Source organism: Methylomonas albis, assembly GCF_014850955.1.
In the GTDB taxonomy this organism is placed as follows: domain Bacteria; phylum Pseudomonadota; class Gammaproteobacteria; order Methylococcales; family Methylomonadaceae; genus Methylomonas; species Methylomonas albis.
Genome location: NZ_JACXSS010000001.1, coordinates 3,761,660 through 3,780,099 on the forward strand (window position 1 = coordinate 3,761,660; position 18,440 = coordinate 3,780,099).

General features: G+C 49.3%; 18 protein-coding genes. 7 read left to right on the forward strand and 11 right to left on the reverse strand.

The annotated features are described in order from the left end of the window. The first annotated feature begins 4 nt into the window (after positions 1-4). Positions 5-280, forward strand: coding sequence for a hypothetical protein (locus EBA_RS17300; protein WP_192375858.1), 276 nt, complete (start codon positions 5-7; stop codon positions 278-280). A 97-nt stretch (positions 281-377) separates the two neighbouring features. On the opposite strand, the gene epmA is transcribed toward EBA_RS17300, so the two are convergent. Both epmA and efp read right to left on the reverse strand, forming a co-directional pair. After that, positions 378-1,358, reverse strand: coding sequence for an EF-P lysine aminoacylase EpmA (gene epmA / locus EBA_RS17305; protein WP_192375859.1), 981 nt, complete (start codon positions 1,356-1,358; stop codon positions 378-380). Beyond that, positions 1,355-1,924, reverse strand: a complete 570-nt coding sequence (efp, locus tag EBA_RS17310) for an elongation factor P (protein ID WP_192375860.1) — start codon at positions 1,922-1,924, stop codon at positions 1,355-1,357. Before efp ends, epmA begins: the two co-directional genes overlap by 4 nt. A 73-nt stretch (positions 1,925-1,997) precedes the next feature. On the opposite strand from efp, the gene EBA_RS17315 reads away from it, so the two are divergent. Both EBA_RS17315 and EBA_RS17320 read left to right on the forward strand, forming a co-directional pair. Then, entirely contained in the window at positions 1,998-2,939 is a 942-nt protein-coding gene (locus tag EBA_RS17315; protein ID WP_324615363.1) for a KamA family radical SAM protein, read from the forward strand. 142 nt (positions 2,940-3,081) lie between these two features. After that, positions 3,082-4,800: a PAS domain-containing protein gene (locus tag EBA_RS17320; protein ID WP_225616355.1), complete on the forward strand. Its 1,719-nt coding sequence runs from the start codon at positions 3,082-3,084 to the stop codon at positions 4,798-4,800. A 157-nt stretch (positions 4,801-4,957) separates the two neighbouring features. Here the strand turns inward: EBA_RS17320 and EBA_RS17325 are convergent, their stop codons facing one another. Then, positions 4,958-6,388: an IS1182 family transposase gene (locus EBA_RS17325; protein WP_192374158.1), complete on the reverse strand. Its 1,431-nt coding sequence runs from the start codon at positions 6,386-6,388 to the stop codon at positions 4,958-4,960. A 96-nt stretch (positions 6,389-6,484) separates the two neighbouring features. Here EBA_RS17325 and EBA_RS17330 point away from each other — a divergent pair, with 96 nt between their 5' ends. From EBA_RS17330 to EBA_RS17345, 4 genes are all read left to right on the forward strand, one after another. Next, a complete protein-coding gene (locus tag EBA_RS17330; protein ID WP_225616356.1) occupies positions 6,485-8,758 on the forward strand; it encodes a PAS domain-containing hybrid sensor histidine kinase/response regulator in 2,274 nt (757 codons plus the stop codon). Positions 8,759-8,762: 4 nt separating this feature from the next. Then, positions 8,763-9,686, forward strand: coding sequence for a diguanylate cyclase domain-containing protein (locus EBA_RS17335; RefSeq protein ID WP_192375861.1), 924 nt, complete (start codon positions 8,763-8,765; stop codon positions 9,684-9,686). 89 nt (positions 9,687-9,775) lie between these two features. Continuing rightward, the gene (locus EBA_RS17340; protein ID WP_192377328.1) at positions 9,776-10,501 is read left to right on the forward strand and encodes a sulfite exporter TauE/SafE family protein; all 726 of its coding nucleotides are present in this window, start codon (positions 9,776-9,778) and stop codon (positions 10,499-10,501) included. Between the two features lie 11 nt (positions 10,502-10,512). Next, positions 10,513-11,466 carry a sigma-54 interaction domain-containing protein gene (locus EBA_RS17345; protein ID WP_192375862.1) on the forward strand — a complete coding sequence of 318 codons (954 nt, stop codon included), beginning with the start codon at positions 10,513-10,515 and terminating at the stop codon, positions 11,464-11,466. Positions 11,467-11,501: 35 nt separating this feature from the next. Here EBA_RS17345 and EBA_RS17350 read toward each other — a convergent pair whose 3' ends face one another. From EBA_RS17350 to lepA, 8 genes are all read right to left on the reverse strand, one after another. Continuing rightward, a complete protein-coding gene (locus EBA_RS17350) occupies positions 11,502-12,242 on the reverse strand; it encodes a PP2C family protein-serine/threonine phosphatase (protein WP_192375863.1) in 741 nt (246 codons plus the stop codon). A gap of 4 nt (positions 12,243-12,246) precedes the next feature. Next, positions 12,247-12,990: a pyridoxine 5'-phosphate synthase gene (gene pdxJ, locus EBA_RS17355; RefSeq protein ID WP_192375864.1), complete on the reverse strand. Its 744-nt coding sequence runs from the start codon at positions 12,988-12,990 to the stop codon at positions 12,247-12,249. An 89-nt stretch (positions 12,991-13,079) separates the two neighbouring features. After that, complete coding sequence (gene recO, locus EBA_RS17360) at positions 13,080-13,781, reverse strand: DNA repair protein RecO (RefSeq protein WP_192375865.1); 702 nt, start codon at positions 13,779-13,781, stop codon at positions 13,080-13,082. Then, complete coding sequence (gene era, locus EBA_RS17365; protein WP_192375866.1) at positions 13,781-14,671, reverse strand: GTPase Era; 891 nt, start codon at positions 14,669-14,671, stop codon at positions 13,781-13,783. The genes recO and era overlap by 1 nt, the downstream gene beginning before the upstream one ends. Then, the gene (gene rnc / locus EBA_RS17370) at positions 14,668-15,351 is read right to left on the reverse strand and encodes a ribonuclease III (protein ID WP_192375867.1); all 684 of its coding nucleotides are present in this window, start codon (positions 15,349-15,351) and stop codon (positions 14,668-14,670) included. Before rnc ends, era begins: the two co-directional genes overlap by 4 nt. Further along, positions 15,348-15,725: a DUF4845 domain-containing protein gene (locus EBA_RS17375; protein ID WP_192375868.1), complete on the reverse strand. Its 378-nt coding sequence runs from the start codon at positions 15,723-15,725 to the stop codon at positions 15,348-15,350. Before EBA_RS17375 ends, rnc begins: the two co-directional genes overlap by 4 nt. Before the next feature lie 102 nt (positions 15,726-15,827). After that, positions 15,828-16,604 (reverse strand): signal peptidase I, encoded by a 777-nt coding sequence (gene lepB, locus EBA_RS17380; protein ID WP_192375869.1) that lies wholly within the window; start codon positions 16,602-16,604, stop codon positions 15,828-15,830. 12 nt (positions 16,605-16,616) lie between these two features. After that, positions 16,617-18,416 carry a translation elongation factor 4 gene (lepA, locus tag EBA_RS17385; protein ID WP_192375870.1) on the reverse strand — a complete coding sequence of 600 codons (1,800 nt, stop codon included), beginning with the start codon at positions 18,414-18,416 and terminating at the stop codon, positions 16,617-16,619. Positions 18,417-18,440: the final 24 nt, after the last annotated feature.

Genomic DNA, 18,440 nt, shown 5'->3' on the forward strand with positions numbered 1-18,440 from the left:
TGCTATGAACAAAATAACCCCACATCTACTTCGCGACTTAAATAACACTCTGCCCGAAGGCACAGAATGCTATCTTTGCAATGCGGTCAGACGAGCATTAAGTAAATACCGTCAAGGTCGCGAACCCGTGGCTTACCTGAATAAAGACCAAGCGCTACCGATGTTGACCCACCGCCTTGGTCGCGGTCTCAGACGCTTTTTCGTCAACGATGTTCAAGCCGAGCTAGACGCGGCGGATCACTCGGTACATCAAAAAAGCTCGCTTAGCTGGCCCTACTGATCAACCCAATTAATCATCTATTAGGAAAATAAGCTACCTAGACTATCCCCCTTCGGCGAAGGGGGAGTTTTTCGTCACCAAACCAGCTTATATCGCATCACGCATGGTGTACCGGAAAAGCCAGCACATCACCAATCGCCGCGCTACCAGTGGCAATCATCAACAACCTGTCCAAGCCAACCGCCACGCCGCTACAATCCGGCAAACCGAATTTCAGCGCATCCAAAAAGGCTTCATCTTTACTAACTGCCGGCAAATCATGGTTCAATCGGTAGGCGATTTCCTTATCGAAACGCGCCTCTTGCTCACGCGGATCGGCCAATTCAAAAAAGCCGTTGCCTAGTTCCACGCCGTTGATGAATACTTCGAAACGCTCGCTGATGCGCGGATCGTCCACATTGAGGCGCGCCAACGACGACTGTATCGCCGGATAAGCGTGCAGCAAATAAATCGTATTCCGGCGCATCGCCAGCTGTACACGGTGACTAAAAATAAAATCCAACCATAAGGCATGGTCCTCACCGCATAAATCCACGGCTTCCGCCAATGCGTTAGAAACCGCATAAGTCCGATAGTCATCGACGGAAAAGTGCAAGGGGTCCAAACCTGTGGATTCTTGAAAAAACTGCTGGTAGCTGACTCGAATAATCGGCAAGACCGGAAGGAAAGGCTGTAACAGTTGCTGCAATAAGTCGGCGACTTCCGTCATTAGTTGCCCCATAGAGTAAGCAACCCGATACCATTCCAGAATGGTGAATTCCGGATTGTGGTGGCGCCCGGCTTCGCCGTTCCTAAACGCTTTACAGATTTGGTAAATACTGCCACTACCGGCGGCCAACAAGCGCTTCATCGCAAATTCCGGCGAAGTTTGCAGAAATAAGGTTTGTTGGTTTGGCGGAATGTTAAATTGACTGCTAAAAAAATCCAGCTGTGGGTCGGTGCCGGTGGCCCGGCACAGCAGCGGTGTTTCGACTTCCAGCACATCGCGCGCGTCGAAAAAACGCCGTATCGCCGCCAGCATTTGCGCGCGAATGCGCAAATGCTCAAGCGGGCAGCTCGGCTGCCAGCCTACTGTCACTCTTTAACGCGGGAAACGTATTCGCCGGTACGCGTATCGACTTTAATCATTTCGCCGATTTGCACAAACAATGGCACCCGCACCACCGCACCGGATTCCAGCGTAGCCGGTTTGCCGCCGCCGCCGGAAGTATCGCCCTTTAAACCCGGATCAGTTTCGGTGATGGTCAACTCCACAAAATTGGGCGGCGTTACCGACAACGGCGAGTCGTTCCACAAGGTCATAGTACAAACATCTTGTTCTTTCAACCATTTGACAGCGTCAGACACGGCATTTTTGTCGGCCTGATATTGCTCGAAAGTGTCGGGCACCATGAAATGCCAGAATTCGCCGTCGCTATATAAATATTGCATTTCCTTATCAACGACATCCGCACCCTCGACGGTATCACCGGATTTGAAAGTACGCTCGATCACCCGGCCGGTTTTCAGATTTCTGATCCTGACTCGGTTGAACGCCTGCCCCTTACCCGGCTTAACAAACTCGTTTTCGATAATCGAACAAGGGTCATTGTCCAGCATGATTTTCAAGCCGCCCTTGAACTCGTTGGTGCTAAAAGTCGCCATTTTTTCCTCGTGAAACAAATAATAGTCGGGCGATTATAATGGATAAGATTTTTAATCGGAAACTGGAGCAACATTGAATACCCAAACCGCCGGTTGGCAACAGGCGCTGGCCGACGCATTTACCAGTGTCGACGCGCTCTGCGAATATCTGAATATTCCAACAGACAGCTTGGCATTGCTACCGGATTTCAAAGCCTTTCCGCTCCGTGTGCCGCGCGGTTTTGCTGATTGCATGCGCCCAGGCGATGCGAATGACCCCTTGTTGAAACAAGTACTGCCAATTCAAGACGAATTGATCGACTATCCGGGTTATAGCCATGACCCGGTGGGCGACCTTACTGCCGTTGCCGAAGCCGGCATCATTCATAAGTATCATGGCAGGGTATTGTTAATCAGTACCGGCGCTTGCGCTGTGCATTGCCGTTATTGTTTTCGCCGTAATTTCCCTTACGCCGAACTGCAATTATCAACGCAAAAACTTCAACAAGCCGTTAGCTATATTGCCAATCGTCCAGAAATCAGCGAAGTGATTCTTAGCGGCGGCGACCCCTTGCTGCTAAATGACAATAAACTGGGTCAGTTATTAAGACATCTGGGCGAGATTAAACACATCCGTCGCATCCGTATCCACAGCCGCGTACCTATCGTGCTACCTACGCGAATCACCGAACAACTGCTCAACACCCTAACCAGCCTGCCCCAGCAAGTTATCATGGTGTTACACGCCAATCACGCCAACGAGCTGAGTTCTGCCGTTGGAATAATTTGCAACACTTTGCGGCAGCAAGGGGTCACCTTGTTGAATCAAAGCGTGCTACTGAAAGGTGTTAACGATAGGGGGACACGCTCTGTGAACTCAGCGAAAAACTATTTGAATTGGGTATTTTGCCTTATTACCTGCATGTATTGGACCACGCCAGCGGCACCAGCCATTTTGAAGTACCCGAAACCGCTGCCCTGCAGTTACTTGAGCATATGCAAAGCCATCTACCCGGCTATTTGGTGCCTAAATTAGTTAAAGAACAGGCCGGAGCCGCTTATAAAATCCGAATTTGCTGAGCAAGAGACATTTTTCCGGTTATGCTGTTTCACATTTACCTGTACCCAGTCTAAGATTTTCCGGTCCCATCAGGTTTCATTCTCCGCGCCGGCACAATATGACAGATAAACTCACAAACACCGCCAGACAGATACGTCGCATCGTGCTGGTCGCAGTGTGTTTACTGTTGCTGTGCGACATTACCGTTACACTTTATAAAAATATCAACGGCGCCGGACCACTGCCGCAAATACTCGAGCTGTTACTGCCCGGACTGGCTGTCTTACTGATTTTTAGCGAACTGATATCGAATCGGCAACAGCATTTATCAGGACTAACATCAATCGGCAACTTTAACGACCATCTCGAGCAGTCCGCCATCGTGGTCGATAATCGGTGCATCATTCGTAACGCCAATATGGCTGCGGTTTTATCGGTGAGCAAGACTCCTGCGGAATTAGTGGGACAAGCTATTCATACCTGGTTTCATCCAACCAACCATGACGACACCGAATGTCCGATATGCCAACACATCAAAGCTGGCAAGGCTATGCCGGCTACTGACTTCGCCTTTCCAAACCAAACATGGCAGCAAATTTCGCTTACCCGTCTTTCTACGCATAACGACAGCCCATTAATTCAGTTTCATATCGACATCACGCCCCGCAAGGAGCTCGAAGAGCAATTAGCCTTGGTAATAAACGGTGCCGAACTGGGTTATTGGGATTGGCATTATTTAAGCGGCAAACACTCCGTGAATCAGCGCTGGCTGGAAATGCTTGGCCTCAGCCAAGACGATCTGGATCAGACTGTCAGCGACTGGGACAAACGTGTGCATCCCGATGACAGACAGCGAGTTCAAGAGCTGGTGACCAAACATATAGAATCCGGCCGCCCCTATGTCGTGGAATTTCGCATGCGTCATAAACTCGGCCATTGGGTATGGATACAAGGGTCCGGAGCCGTCGTGGCTCACGATCCGATCAGCGGCAAACCAAGTCGACTATGCGGCACCCACCAAGACATCAGCGTACGCAAGCAATCGGAGCATAATCTGCAACGCGCTTATCAAATCATTAGCCAGAGCGCCGCGGTGGTGCTGAAATGGAATAATTCCGATGGTTTACCCATCGAGTTCGCCACTGAGAATGCCCGCCAGCTGTTCGGCTACAGCGTTGAACAACTGATTACCGGCAATCTGTTTTATCTCAATCTAGTCCATCCCGACGATAGCGGAGTTTTCCTTCGTGAAATCGGCACCTGCCGCAACGATCCGGACTGTTGCGAAATAGTGCATCAGCCTTATCGCATCGTCACCCAAAACGGCGGCATCAAATGGGTACAAGACCGAAAAATGGTGGTTCGCAACGAGCAAGGCAGAATTATCGATTATCAGGGCTTGGTTACCGATATTACTCAGCAGCGCCAGCAAAGCAGCGTGATCAGAAATATCGTCTCCAGCAACCTGCCGCAAAACGCCACATCTCTACTGGATAATCTGACATTATTAACTTTGGAAACCTTGGGTGCCGACTATGCGATGATTGCAGAGGTGCTGGACGATAAGCGCGCGCGCAGTCTGTCGCTGTGTGCAAACGGCAAAATCATAGCCAATCGCGAATTTAGCTTGCAAGACTCGCCGTGCCAAGAGCTTGCCAGTGGGACTATTCGCTACTACGAACGCGACGTTGCCGCACAATTTCCGGCTGCCAGTTGGCTAAGGCTCAAGCAGGTGGAGGGCTATTTGGGCATTCCGTTACTGGATAAACAACAAAATAGTTTTGGGTTCATTTCGGTATCCTACTGTCGGCCCAGACTGTGTAAAAACGTTGAATAGATGAAATACCCAGCCCGTATCGACCAATTCTGTTGAAATCGCGCGGTCCTGAGCGGCTAACGTTTCTGAATGGCGTTAACTGGTTTATCGACTTGATTTGACCAAATTGATGCTGATAGCCATCGGTAATAGGCTAAAAAAGAGCAATAAATGGCCGTCAGGCCACCATTGCTTCCATCAATGCAGTGGTTCCCAGTAGATTCATCACCCTTTTAAGGTTGTAGGCCAGTACATGTAGGCTCATCTCGGTGCTGACGCGATCAAGTGTCTTGGTCAGAAAATGGGTTGCACCCATCCATGCCTTGAGGGTGCCGAAGGGATGCTCCACCGTCTGGCGCCGAATACGCATGCTGTCTGGTGCTTGGTCTAAACGCGTTTGCATGGCATCCAGAACATCTTCATGCTCCCAACGTGTAATCCGTCGCTGTTCGCCTGGGGTGCACTTGGCTTTGAGTTCACATTGTTGGCAGCATGAACTCCAATAACGGTGTACTTTCATTTCTCGCTCAACAGTACTGTATCGCCAGATGAGGCGTTGGCCGGCCGGACATCGGTACTCGTTGTTCTCGGCGTCGTAAATAAAATCTGCCTTATCAAATCTTCCAGCAGCTTTGGCTGAAGAGGTTTTGCATTTGGGGACGAGGGGTGTGATACCGGCTTCATGGCAGGCCAGAATTTCTTCACTCTTGAAATAGCCGCGATCAGCAATGGCCGTTAGGTCTTGGACACCCATGGCTGTGCGGGCTTGCTTAGCCATTGAGGTCAGCTGGTCTCGGTCAATGCCGACATTGGTCACCTCATGGGTAACAATCAGGTGATGCTGGGTATCGACGGCCGTCTGAACATTGTAGCCAACGATGCCGGTGCCACGCGTCTTCATGGAACGGGCATCCGGATCGGTCAGGGAAATCTGTTTGTCGGGTGTCTTATTGAGCTCGACTTCGATGTCCTTGAGCGCTTTCATCTGCGCTTTCAGGGCAGCAATCTTATCTTGCAGGCGTTCGGACTTGGCCTTGGCAATGGCTGGCTCTTGCCGGTCGGCAGTGTCGAGTGCTGTCAGATAGCGATTGATGCTTGACTCGATTTCTTCCATTCGCCTTTGCAACTTGGCGCTGGTGAAATTCCGATCCCGGTTATTGACCGCCTTGAATTTGCTACCATCGATGGCCACTAAAGCTTCCGAGAACAAACCCAGTTGCTGGCACAACACGATAAACTGACGGCAGACGCTTTGAATCGCTTTGCCGTTGTCTTTACGGAAATTGGCAATGGTCTTGAAGTCGGGCGTCAGTCGTCCAACCAGCCACATCAGTTCGACATTACGTTGTGTCTCTTTCTCAAGACGCCGACTGGATTGAATGCGATTGAGGTAACCGTAGATGTAAATCTTCAAGAGAATGGCGGGATGATAGGCCGGCCTACCGGTGATCGCCGGTTCAACGCCGTCAAATCCAAGCTTGCCCAGGTCCAGTTCGTCGACAAAAACATCAACGACGCGCACTGGATTGGTATCGGTGATGTAGTCGTCGATACTTTCCGGCAATAACGTTGTTTGTGTTCGGCATTCACCTTCAATGAAACGTTTCATCGGCTGACCTCATCAATAACCTGAGCCTATTATATCAAGTTAGGCGTTTTGACACAGTCTGGGCCAATTCCCGACATTAACTTTGCTACCGATACCTTGAAATTATTTGCGCTGCAAATTACCGCCGAGTTGGAACGCAGCCGTGCAATCGACGCGCTTCAAGACCAAAAACAGCGTTTACTGGATGCACAAAGTATTTCCCATATCGGCGATTGGCATTGGCATTTACCCGATAATCACTTCAGCTGGTCGGACGAAATGTATCGGATCACCGCAACCAGTAAAACGGTGTTTACCCCCCGCTTTTCCAGCATTTTAAGCACACTGATCCACCCGGACGACCAAAGCTTTTTTAAATCGGCGATGCAAAACGCTATCAATAGCGGAACTATCGATTTCAGGCATCGAATAGTTCTCGGCAACGACCAAATTCGCCATGTGCATCAGCGCGGCAAAGCCGTTCGAGATGCTAATGACAAGATCACTGGCGTTCAGGGCACCATGCAAGACATCACCGACCGACTGCAAACCGAGCAACGGCTGTTGGAAGCGAAGCAGCAAGCGGAACAGGCAACAAGAGTAAAATCCGAATTTCTCGCCAATATGAGCCACGAAATCCGCACGCCGATGAACGCCATTATCGGCTTGGTTGAACTATGCCTAAACGGCGGGATGACCGCAAAACAGCGCGATTATCTGGAAAGAGTGGAAACGGCGTCGCACTCGTTAATGACCATCATCGACGACATTCTGGACTTTTCCAAAATGGAAGCCGGGAAAATGCATCTGGAATCCGTACCTTTTTTATTGGAGCAAATGCTGGATAACGTGTTTTCCACAATGTCCGAACTCTGTGCCAGTAAAGGCATAGCACTGATTCACCCGCCAGAGCATCAACCTTTTCACGCTGTGGTTGGTGACCCACAACGTCTACGACAAATTTTTATCAATCTGATTGGAAATGCGATTAAATTTACCGAGCATGGCGAAGTAAAAGTCACGCTCACCGAGCTTAGGCGCTCCGCCCAACACACCTGCTTGCAATTTAGTATCAGCGACACAGGTATTGGCATGAACACGGAAAAACAAGCCAAGCTATTCCAAGCATTCAGCCAGGGCGACAGTAGCGTTACGCGGAATTACGGTGGCACGGGCTTGGGTCTGATCATTTCCAAACAATTGGTAGAGCAAATGGGGGGCACGATAAGCGTCTCCAGCCAAGAAAACCTCGGCTCGACCTTTACCTTCAGCGTCAAACTCGGTATTGCCAGCCTCGCGTCAATACGCAACGCGCAATACCAACAAAAACACCCTATCGATACCAGTAAATTGCAACATCTCAGCGGCGCCCGAGTCCTGCTGGTGGAGGACAACGAAGTGAACCGAATTGTGGCCATCGAGTTGTTGGAACAAGCGCATTTACAAGTCGACGTGGCCGAGAACGGCGAAATTGCGCTGAACAAATTGCAACAAAGCACCTATGACTGTGTGTTAATGGATGTGCAAATGCCGGTGATGGACGGCTATCAAACTACCCAGCGTTTAAGAGCGATACCCGGCTGCCAAACCTTGCCGGTGATAGCGATGACCGCCAATGCGATGAGCAATGATCGCAACAAATGCTTGCAAGCCGATATGGACGATTTTGTCAGTAAACCAATATTACCGGAAACGCTTTATGCAGCGTTGGCGAAGTGGATTCTACCTCGAGCCGGCGAGAACACTCAGACCAACCTGAACGGCGACGAGCCGGAAACACGTCTGCTGCCTTATCTTTACGGCATAGACACTACCGTAGGATTGCAACACACCGCCGGCAATCGAACCGTTTATCGGAAAGTCTTACTAAAGTTTGCCGAAAATCACGCCGACACAATTAACGATATCGACCAAGCCTTTGCATACAACGATTACGACAAGGCGTATCAATTAGTCCATACTTTGAAAGGTTTGGTCGGATCACTCGGCGCGCTACCACTGCAAAGCCACTTAGTGCGTCTGGAAGAGTCGCTAGTCGATTATCGACCCAATATTGCCAATGTTCCGCATATAGATAGCAATATTGCCGCGACGACACTGGAGATGACCAAAGTTATCAATAGTATCAACAGCACTTTGGTAAACAATGAGCAAGTCGGCAATGGTCAGCCAAACTTTTCGATACTGGAAACTCGGCAACAATTGGCCATATTGATCAATAAACTGCAAACCTTCGATTCCGATGCTGACCTGCAGCTTGATCGAATTTTGGCCCGTATCGATGAAAAAACACTAACTCAAAGCTTATTGCCCATCAAAAAACAAATTGCCAATTACCAGTTTGTCGATGCCGCGCAAGCCCTCAATCACATACTGGAACATGGGATGTAGGAAAATGGAAAATAGAAACACGCATACCATTCTCGCAGTGGATGACAGCCCGGAAAATCTGGATCTGATCAAGAATATTCTCGAGCCTCATTACACGGTAAAAGTAGCCGTGCATAGCGAACTGGCTTTACAGATCGCCACCAGCCAACTTCCCGACCTCATCCTGCTGGACATCATGTTAGACGACATGGATGGCTATGAAATATGCCATCAGCTAAAGTCGTCCGATAAAACCCGCAATATTCCGGTTATCTTCTTGACCGCCAAACATTCGGAAGAAGATGAGGTACACGGCTTTAGAATCGGCGGCAGCGACTACATAACCAAACCGTTTTCGCCATCCATCGTTTTAGCGCGAGTACGCACTCAAATCCAGCTAAAGACCAAATCCGATTTATTGGAAAAACTCGCGTCGTTGGACGGACTGACGGAAATCCCGAATCGCCGAGCATTCGACGCCGCCCTGGAGCGCCAATGGAATCAATCCAAGCGCACGGGCATGCCACTTTCCTTATTAATTGCCGATATCGATAACTTTAAACAATTTAACGATTACTTTGGGCATCCCATGGGCGATGAATGCCTGAAACGGGTAGCCCGCGCCTTGCAACATATTACCCATAGACCCGAAGACTTAGTCGCAAGACTGGGCGGCGAGGAGTTCTCCATCTTGCTTCCCAACACCGACAGCACCGGTGCCTTACTGCGTGCCGAACAATACCGCGAAACCATAGAGGATCTAAAGATACGCCATACGCAGAGCAACCCTAACACTTTCGTGACCATATCCGTCGGCGTTGCCACCCTGCAGGCCCACACCTTCGACAATGTTGCCAGTTTACTGAAAGCAGCGGACGACGCGCTCTATCAGGCAAAACATCAAGGGCGCAATCGCATCTGCGCTAATAACTTATCCGGTAGCAGTTGATTTGCATATCTACGCGTCGTTACCATTTCAGAAACCGTCTATAATCCTCCCCACTTCAATTAATACCTTATTGCCCCGGCTTCTTGTTTATGCATCTTTACCTAGACTTTAATGCTTCCTATCTTGCCGCGTTTGCAATGGGTTTATTCAGTAGCCTGCATTGCATTGGCATGTGCGGTTCCATTATCGGCACCCTAACTTACAGCCTGAAACCCGAACTCCGCAATAATAAACGCCGGTTGTTCGGTATCGTGTTGAATTACAACCTCGGCCGGGTTCTCAGCTACGCGACGGCCGGTGCCTTAGTCGGAATCCTGGAGACATTCTTAACGCTACCTTTTACCCAGGGCCAAGCGCACAGATTTCTGCAACTCTTCTCAGCTGTCGTGATGGCAGGTGCTGGACTGTACCTTGGAGGCTGGTTTCCGTACTTTGCCTACATAGAAAAAATGGGCGCACGTTTCTGGAAAATGATCGAACCCTTCGGCCGGCGGTTGATTCCGGTACAAAACCGCACCCAAGCGTTGTTGTTTGGCATGGTATGGGGCTGGCTACCTTGTGGACTGATTTATACGGCATTGGCACTAGCGGCCACCACCGGCAGCATTACCCATAGCGCACTCACGATGTTAAGTTTTGGACTGGGGACTTTACCTGCTGTGATGGGAGTCGGTATAATGACCTCGTTGCTGGCGGGGCTTTCGAAAAGCCGACATTTTAAACACGCAGTAGCAGCCTTGTTTATTATCTTCGCACTATTGGCGGCCTTCCCATGGCTTAACCCGATGCGTGTTGAACACATCATGACGTTTTGAGAGGTTTTACAGTGGATAACTTCGATCCTATTATTGGACAATCTCCCGCAATCGAAGCATTGATTCGTAGTGCTCGTATCGTTGCGGCGACCGACGTTACCGTACTGATTAAAGGTGAAACCGGTACAGGAAAAGAAGTATTGGCAACGGCAATTCAAAGGGACAGCCCGCGTACCAATAAACCATTCATTGCCCTGAACTGTGCCGCACTCCCGGAAGGCTTGGTTGAATCGGAAATATTCGGCCATAAAAAAGGTGCATTTACCGGTGCAGTATCGGATAAGCAAGGACTATTTCAGGCCGCCGATGGCGGTACCTTATTTCTCGACGAAATCAACTCCTTACCCTTAGGAATTCAAGCGAAGCTTTTACGATTCTTGGAATCGGGGGAGTGTCTGCCGGTTGGCGCCACCAAACCCTACACGGTTAACGTGCGTGTTATTGCGGCTTCTAATGCCGACCTAAGCAAACTGATAGATAACGGGCAATTTCGTCAGGATTTGTATTTTCGCTTAAATGTCGTACCCCTGGAATTACCGGCATTGCACCAACGCACCGAAGATATCGAAGTACTGGCCAAACATTTTTTCACGCATTTCTCAGCCGCGCACTCACTGGAACCCCCCTCTTTCAGCCGGCAAACCGTAAAAGCATTACGCAGCTACAAATGGCCCGGCAATGTGCGTGAATTGAGAAATCTTTGCGAAAGGCTAAGCATTCTGTTGTCCGGCAAAGTGATCGAGCCGGAAAATCTGCCCCACGAATTCAACCGCTGTGCGATAACGGCCAGTTCTGACTTTACGTTGCCTGAGTTGGGATTACAACTTGACGCCCTAGAAGCGGACATGATTCTGCAAGCCCTAAATCGAACCAAGGGCAATCGCAGCAAATCGGCGCGTCTGTTAGGCATCTCCAGAGACACTTTGCTTTACCGCATTCAAAAACACGGTTTGGCAACACACTGAATCGGGGCTACGCCCCGGCATTTTCTCCTCAAGCGCTAATGTCGTCTCACCCACTGTACGGTAACATTGTCGCTTTTGCCTTGCGCGCGTAAGACGGCCATCTTTGCCATCTTTTGCAACTCCGGCTTTCCGCTACTGTCTTGCGATAAAGCCAACAACTCCTGTTCCTTTACAAACTCCCAAAAACCATCGCTACAGAGCACAAAGGTTTCTCCGCTTTTCATGGGAGGGAAACTAGTTATATCGGCGGTCGGCGTACTCAGCACATTAATGCTGCGAGTCAACTTATGTTGATCGGGATGCACACCCATTTCCCATTCGCTTATTTTGCCTTCGTTAAATAGTTGTTGGGGCACCGAATGATCCTTGGTGCGCCATAAAACTTGCTCGGGATTGATACGATAAACTCGCGAGTCTCCACAGTGCGCCACTATCGCGCGCTCTTGGTCCAAATACAAAATCGCACAGGTAGTGTGCGCATCGGTTGCAAATGGATCAGCGGCAAAAAGCTCGTTCATATTCCTGACAGATTCCGCGATCCAAGCCGCCATAACCGCCTCGGCGTTCACTGATACGTGGGTATGATATTTTTCCGCCAAGGCAATAAAGCTACGGCAAAAAAATTGCGAGGCCTTTTCGCCGGAGTAATGTCCGCCCAAGCCGTCAGCGACGACAAATACCGCATAATCAGCGCACACCCGGTGAGCCATACAATCCTGATTGACCTCGCGATTACCGATCGAGGTTAATTGATAAAACTCGAGTTCTGTCCGCATGCAATTAACCGTGTAAACGCGACTCCCGCATCACCCGCTTCATATCCCTAACCGCGTCTTCCAAACCGGAGAACAAAGCCTGCGCAATCAAGGAATGACCAATATTTAATTCGACAATCTGCTCGATACGGCAAATCGCCTCGACATTAGCGATATTCAATCCGTGACCGGCATTGACTTGCAGTCCCGCTTGGTGTGCGTAGACCGCGGCCGCGCTTAACCTTTGCAACTCCTGCTCTTGCTCACCCTTGGTTAGTGCATCGGCATAACGACCGGTATGCAATTCCACCACCGGTGCGCCGGCCGCGACCGCCGCGTCGATTTGCCGACAATCCGGATCGATAAATAAGGAGACTTCTATATTGGCATCCGCCAATTGTTGGCAGGCAGAACGCATTTTATCTAAGGCACTTGCCACATCCAGACCGCCTTCGGTCGTTAATTCCTCTCGGCGCTCCGGTACCAAACAACAAGTTTGCGGTTCGACCTTAACCGCAAAAGCCAGCATAAACTCGGTTACAGCCATCTCCAGATTCAAACGGGTATGCAACATATCCTTCAGCAAATAAATATCTCTGTCTTGAATATGCCGCCTGTCTTCGCGCAAATGCGCTGTAATGCCGTTGGCACCGGCTTGTTCGGCTAACAGCGCGGCCTGAATGGGCTCGGGGTAGCGAGTGCCTCTAGCTTGACGTAAGGTCGCAACATGATCGATGTTGACACCTAATAAGATGATTTGTTTTTCCATTGAATATGGTTCCGCAAGCGGATGAGTAAGATGGATGAAAGACAGAAAACAAAAGCCGGAAAAACCAACCCTGACTTTTTGTCTTTCGCCTACAAATATTTAATAATTTTTGCCAGTACATCCCGGCTTTTCAGCTGCCTGCCCTGCAAATGCCCATCCAGCATTTTTCTACACAGCAGTTTGGTTTCAACCAAAGCCTGGCCTTCTAGCGGAGTTCGTCCGGCCAGCATCGATAAGGTTTCACCGCCGATTAAACCATCCTTATCGGCGACCAGGCCAAAATCAGCCAAAAAATTATAGCGTTGCCCCTCCTGAATTGGAGTGCCGTTGCCTTCCGAGTGCATCGCGACCGCGTAACCGGCCTCCTGCAATAAATCCAGTTCAAAATAGCGTAGTGCCTGCTCAATACGATCAGCAAGCAATAAATCCTGCAAACAGCGCTCGTAGCAGCTAAATATCTCTGGTTGAGGATCGTATTTGTGCACGAATATTTGCACCAGCTCATTGACATAAAAACCACAATACAAAGCCAAACGCTCTAAAGGGTAACTATCAACGTATTCCACTTGGGAAAGGACTTTTAACTCATTTTTGTCAACAAAAGACAGTCGTAATGCACTGAAAGGCAACAATAAGCCGGCGATTTTCGACTTTTCCTTACGCACCCCCTTGGCGAGCATGGAAACCACGCCAAAATCCCTGGTAAACACATCTAACAATAAGCTGGTTTCCCGATACGGCCGATGCTGCAGAACAAACGCCGGCTGCAAATAAACGACCGATCCATTCATTAATTGCCGAAATCGATAAAACCTAAACTCTGTAAGGCGCGCTCGTTATCAGACCAGCCCTTTTTCACTTTGGCCCACAGTTCCAGATACACTTTTTGGCCGATCAACTTTTCAATATCGACCCGAGCCTCGCTGCCGATTTTTTTCAGCATTTCGCCTTGTTGACCGATCACAATACTTTTTTGACTATCCCGCTCGACCAAAATCGCCGCATATATTTTGCAAAGCTCCGGAAATTCCTCGTAACGCTCGATTTCCACAGTCAACGCATACGGTAATTCGTCGCCCAAACGCCGGGTCAGTTTTTCGCGAATAATTTCGGCGACAAAAAAACGTTCCGGCCTATCGGTGATTTGATCTTCCGGGTATATCAGCTCCGTTTCCGGTAACAACGCCATGATATGTTGCTCCAGCAGCTCAAGATTCGTCCGTTTTAATGCGGAAACCGGCACGATGTGCTGGAATGGATATTTTTGCTGAGCCTCGGCAAAGAACTTTAGCACAGCATCCTTATCCTTGATTTTATCGACCTTATTGATCGCCAAGATAACCGGCAGTCCGGCTCGCTCGAGTTTCTTGAAAATTTTCTCGTCGTACTCGTGCCAATACAAACCGTCCAGCAGCCAAATCACCACATCGACGCCAAGCAAGGTGCTGTCCGCGGTTTTATTCAGATAACGATTTAACACCTTTTTTTCATCACTATGCATGCCCGGCGTATCCATAAAGATAGCTTGCCCGGCGGCAGTAGTTTTGATACCCAGAATTCGATGCCGGGTAGTTTGCGGTTTTCTTGAGGTGATGCTGAGTTTCTGACCCAGCAGGTGATTCATCAACGTCGATTTGCCTACATTGGGCCTACCGATTAAAGCAACATATCCGCAGTTCATTTATCCCTGGATTGTAAAAAATTTAACATATTTTCGGCAGCTGCCTGCTCGGCCTTTTTTCTGGAAATACCAACGCCATTCCGGGTTTCCGGCGTTAGTGCGATGGTACATTTCACTTCAAAAGTTTGGGCATGATCAGCGCCGGACATACTGACCAATTCGTAGATAGGCAAGGGTTTACGGCTGGCTTGCATTAATTCCTGCAAACGGGTTTTAGGGTCTTTGGTCCAATCGTCCACTTTCAACGCGGCCAACTTGTCATCGAATAATCGCAATATCCACTGCTGACAGGCGTCGACCCCTTGGTCCTTCAGCAAGGCTCCCATGATAGCTTCCAATGCATCCGACAGAATCGAGTCCCTACGAAAACCGCCGCTTTTCAATTCGCCGGAACCCAATATCAGATAATCGCCAATATTGTGCTCGCGAGCGACTTCCGCCAGCGAATTCTGGTTGACTAAACTGGCTCGCAACCGACTTAAAGCGCCCTCTCCGGCGTCGGGAAACAGTTCATATAGTCTTTGGGCTATCACGAAACCCAGCACGGAGTCGCCCAGGTATTCGAGACGCTCGTTGTTTCTGGCCCCCATACTACGATGGGTCAAAGCCATCGCAAATAAGTTGGGATCGTTAAAAGTCAAACCCAACTTGCCAGCAAGAGTCTCGGGTCTTTTAATCACTTGTTGCCAGCTTCGAATCCCTCATGGAATTCAACCAACACACTCAAATTTCCCATGATGGGCTCTACTCGCTCATAGTCGATGTCAACCCGTACATAGCCGGGTTGCGCAACAATCTTGATATTGTCATTCGTAACGTGCTCCACATAGTTCATATCGAAGCGTTTCTCCAGACTACTTTTTATATCGCCTTTGGTTTTAGACACAATATCAGTAGTGTTTTCAACTGCTTTTAAGGCGTTAACTACGCGACTGTGATTGATGTAAATCGGCGCAATTTTTAGAATCAATAACGTAAAAAAACCGATTAGCGCCAAGATAAAGGCAATAGACAAAAAGGTTAAACCGCGTTGTTTTTTTAATGATGCCGGCATAACACTACCCCCGAGAAAATTGGAAATAAATCAGCAACTATCGAATACCCAGCGCAATAAATATCGCTTTTTCGACACGGCAATTATCTGATACTAAATCACTCAACGCAGCACCGTACCAAGACGGTCGAAAGCAATACCGTTATTTTGCCAGTCCCAATTCATCCAGATAAAAAAGGCTCTACCCACCAGATTGGCTTCGGGTACTGTGCCCCAATAGCGACTGTCATTGCTGTTATCGCGGTTATCACCCATCACAAAATACTGACCCTGTGGCACCACGAACACATCCTCTACCGAGGAGGCTCCGCGACTAACCAGGATGGAATGTTCAATCCCCAACAAATCCTCTTCCAGTCGCTCGGCACCGCTCATATTGCTGCCTTGCCCAACGCCCTGATAGCGCCCCAGTGACACTTGCTTTGCCGGAATACCGTTAACGTAAAGTTTTTTGTCGAAGTACGCAATGCGGTCGCCAGGCAAACCAATCACCCGTTTGATGTAATCGACCTCTGGTTGTTTCGGAAACCTAAACACCACAATGTCGCCGCGCGAGGGCTCGCCCATCTCGAGAATCTTGGAATTCAGAACCGGCAAACGCACACCGTAGCTGAATTTATTCACCAAAATAAAATCGCCGACCAATAATGTCGGCATCATCGATCCCGATGGAATCCGGAACGGCTCGAACAGAAACGAGCGCAACAACAACACGATCAATACCACCGGAAAAAACGAGCGGGCATATTCGACCAGTAACGGTTCTTTCTCGGTCGGATAAGGCAGATTGGCTCGCTTCAGGTACAAGTAATACCCTCCCCAAACGACGCCGGTTACAAAGCTGGCTACCACCAGAAAAAATGAAAAATCGTAATCCATAATTGATCGTTATTATTCTTTATTAACCTGCAACACCGCCAGGAAGGCTTCCTGCGGAATCTCGATACTACCCACTTGTTTCATCCGCTTCTTACCCGCTTTCTGCTTTTCCAACAGCTTTTTCTTACGCGTGATGTCACCACCATAACACTTGGCTGTGACATTTTTGCGCATGGCTTTTACGGTAGAGCGGGCGATAACTTTAGCGCCGATAGCCGCCTGAATTGCCACTTCGTACATCTGCCGTGGAATCAGATCTTTCATTTTATCGACCAGATCCCGGCCACGATTTAAACTTAAGTCGCGATGCACGATAATCGATAACGCATCAACTTTATCGCCGTTGATCAACACGTCCAGTTTCACCAGCGGTGCCGGTTCAAAACGCAAGAACTCATAATCAAACGACGCATAACCGCGACTGACCGACTTCAACCGATCAAAAAAGTCCAACACCACTTCGCTCATCGGCAATTCGTAGCTTAGCGATACTTGGCTTCCGGCATATTGCATGTTTTTCTGTACGCCGCGTTTTTCGACACACAGATTGATCACGTTACCCAAATAGGTTTGTGGCACCAGGATATTTGCCAAAATAATAGGTTCGCGAACTTCGGTAATGGTGCCGACATCCGGCAATTTAGCCGGGTTATCAACCATCACGACCTCTCCGCCATGGGTTTCGACTTCGTAAATCACGGTCGGCGCGGTGGTAATCAAATCGATATTGTATTCGCGCTCCAGCCGTTCTTGGACGATTTCCATATGCAGCATGCCGAGAAAGCCACAACGAAAGCCAAAGCCCAAGGCTTGCGAGGTTTCCGGTTCGTAATTCAAGGCCGAGTCGTTCAACCGCAGTTTATCCAAGGCTTCGCGCATCGCACCGAAATCGTCGGAACTGACCGGATATAAGCCGGCAAATACCCGTGGCTGGACTTTCTCGAATCCGGGTAACACCTCGGCTGCGGGATTGTCGGTGGCGGTAATCGTATCGCCGACCGGCGCTCCGAAAATATCCTTGATGCCGGCGACGATGAAACCCACTTCACCGGTATTGAGCTGTTGTTTTTCCAATTGCTTTGGCGTGTAGACACCCAGCTTATCGACTAAAAACGACTTACCCGTCGACATCACGGTAATTTTTTGTTTTTTGCGCAGACTACCGTTGACAATACGCACCAAGGAGACCACGCCCAAGTAGTTGTCAAACCAGGAATCGATGATCAAGGCCTGTAATGGCGCATTTTCATCGCCGGCCGGCGGTGGAATTTTTTGAATCAGTTGATCCAGCACCGCTTCGACGCCGATGCCGGTCTTCGCGCTTATTTTCAACGCTTCATCGGCCGGAATACCGATGACATTCTCGATCTCTTCCATCACCCGCTCCGGCTCAGCGGAGGGCAGATCGATCTTGTTCAACACCGGCACCACTTCCAAACCTTGTTCGAGCGCGGTGTAACAGTTGGCCACGCTCTGTGCTTCGACGCCTTGTGCGGCATCGACCACCAACAACGCACCTTCGCAGGCCGCCAATGAACGCGAGACTTCGTAGGAAAAATCCACATGGCCCGGCGTGTCGATAAAATTGAGTTGATAAGTTATGCCGTCGCTGGCCTTGTAATCCAGGGTTACGCTTTGCGCCTTGATGGTGATACCGCGCTCCCGTTCCAGATCCATGGAATCGAGTACTTGCGCCTCCATCTCCCGGTCGCTTAATCCGCCACAAATTTGAATGAATCGGTCTGCCAATGTCGATTTCCCGTGATCGATATGGGCAATGATGGAGAAATTTCTGATATTTTTTTGATCCACTTAGCTTCTAGTTAATTCGTTAGG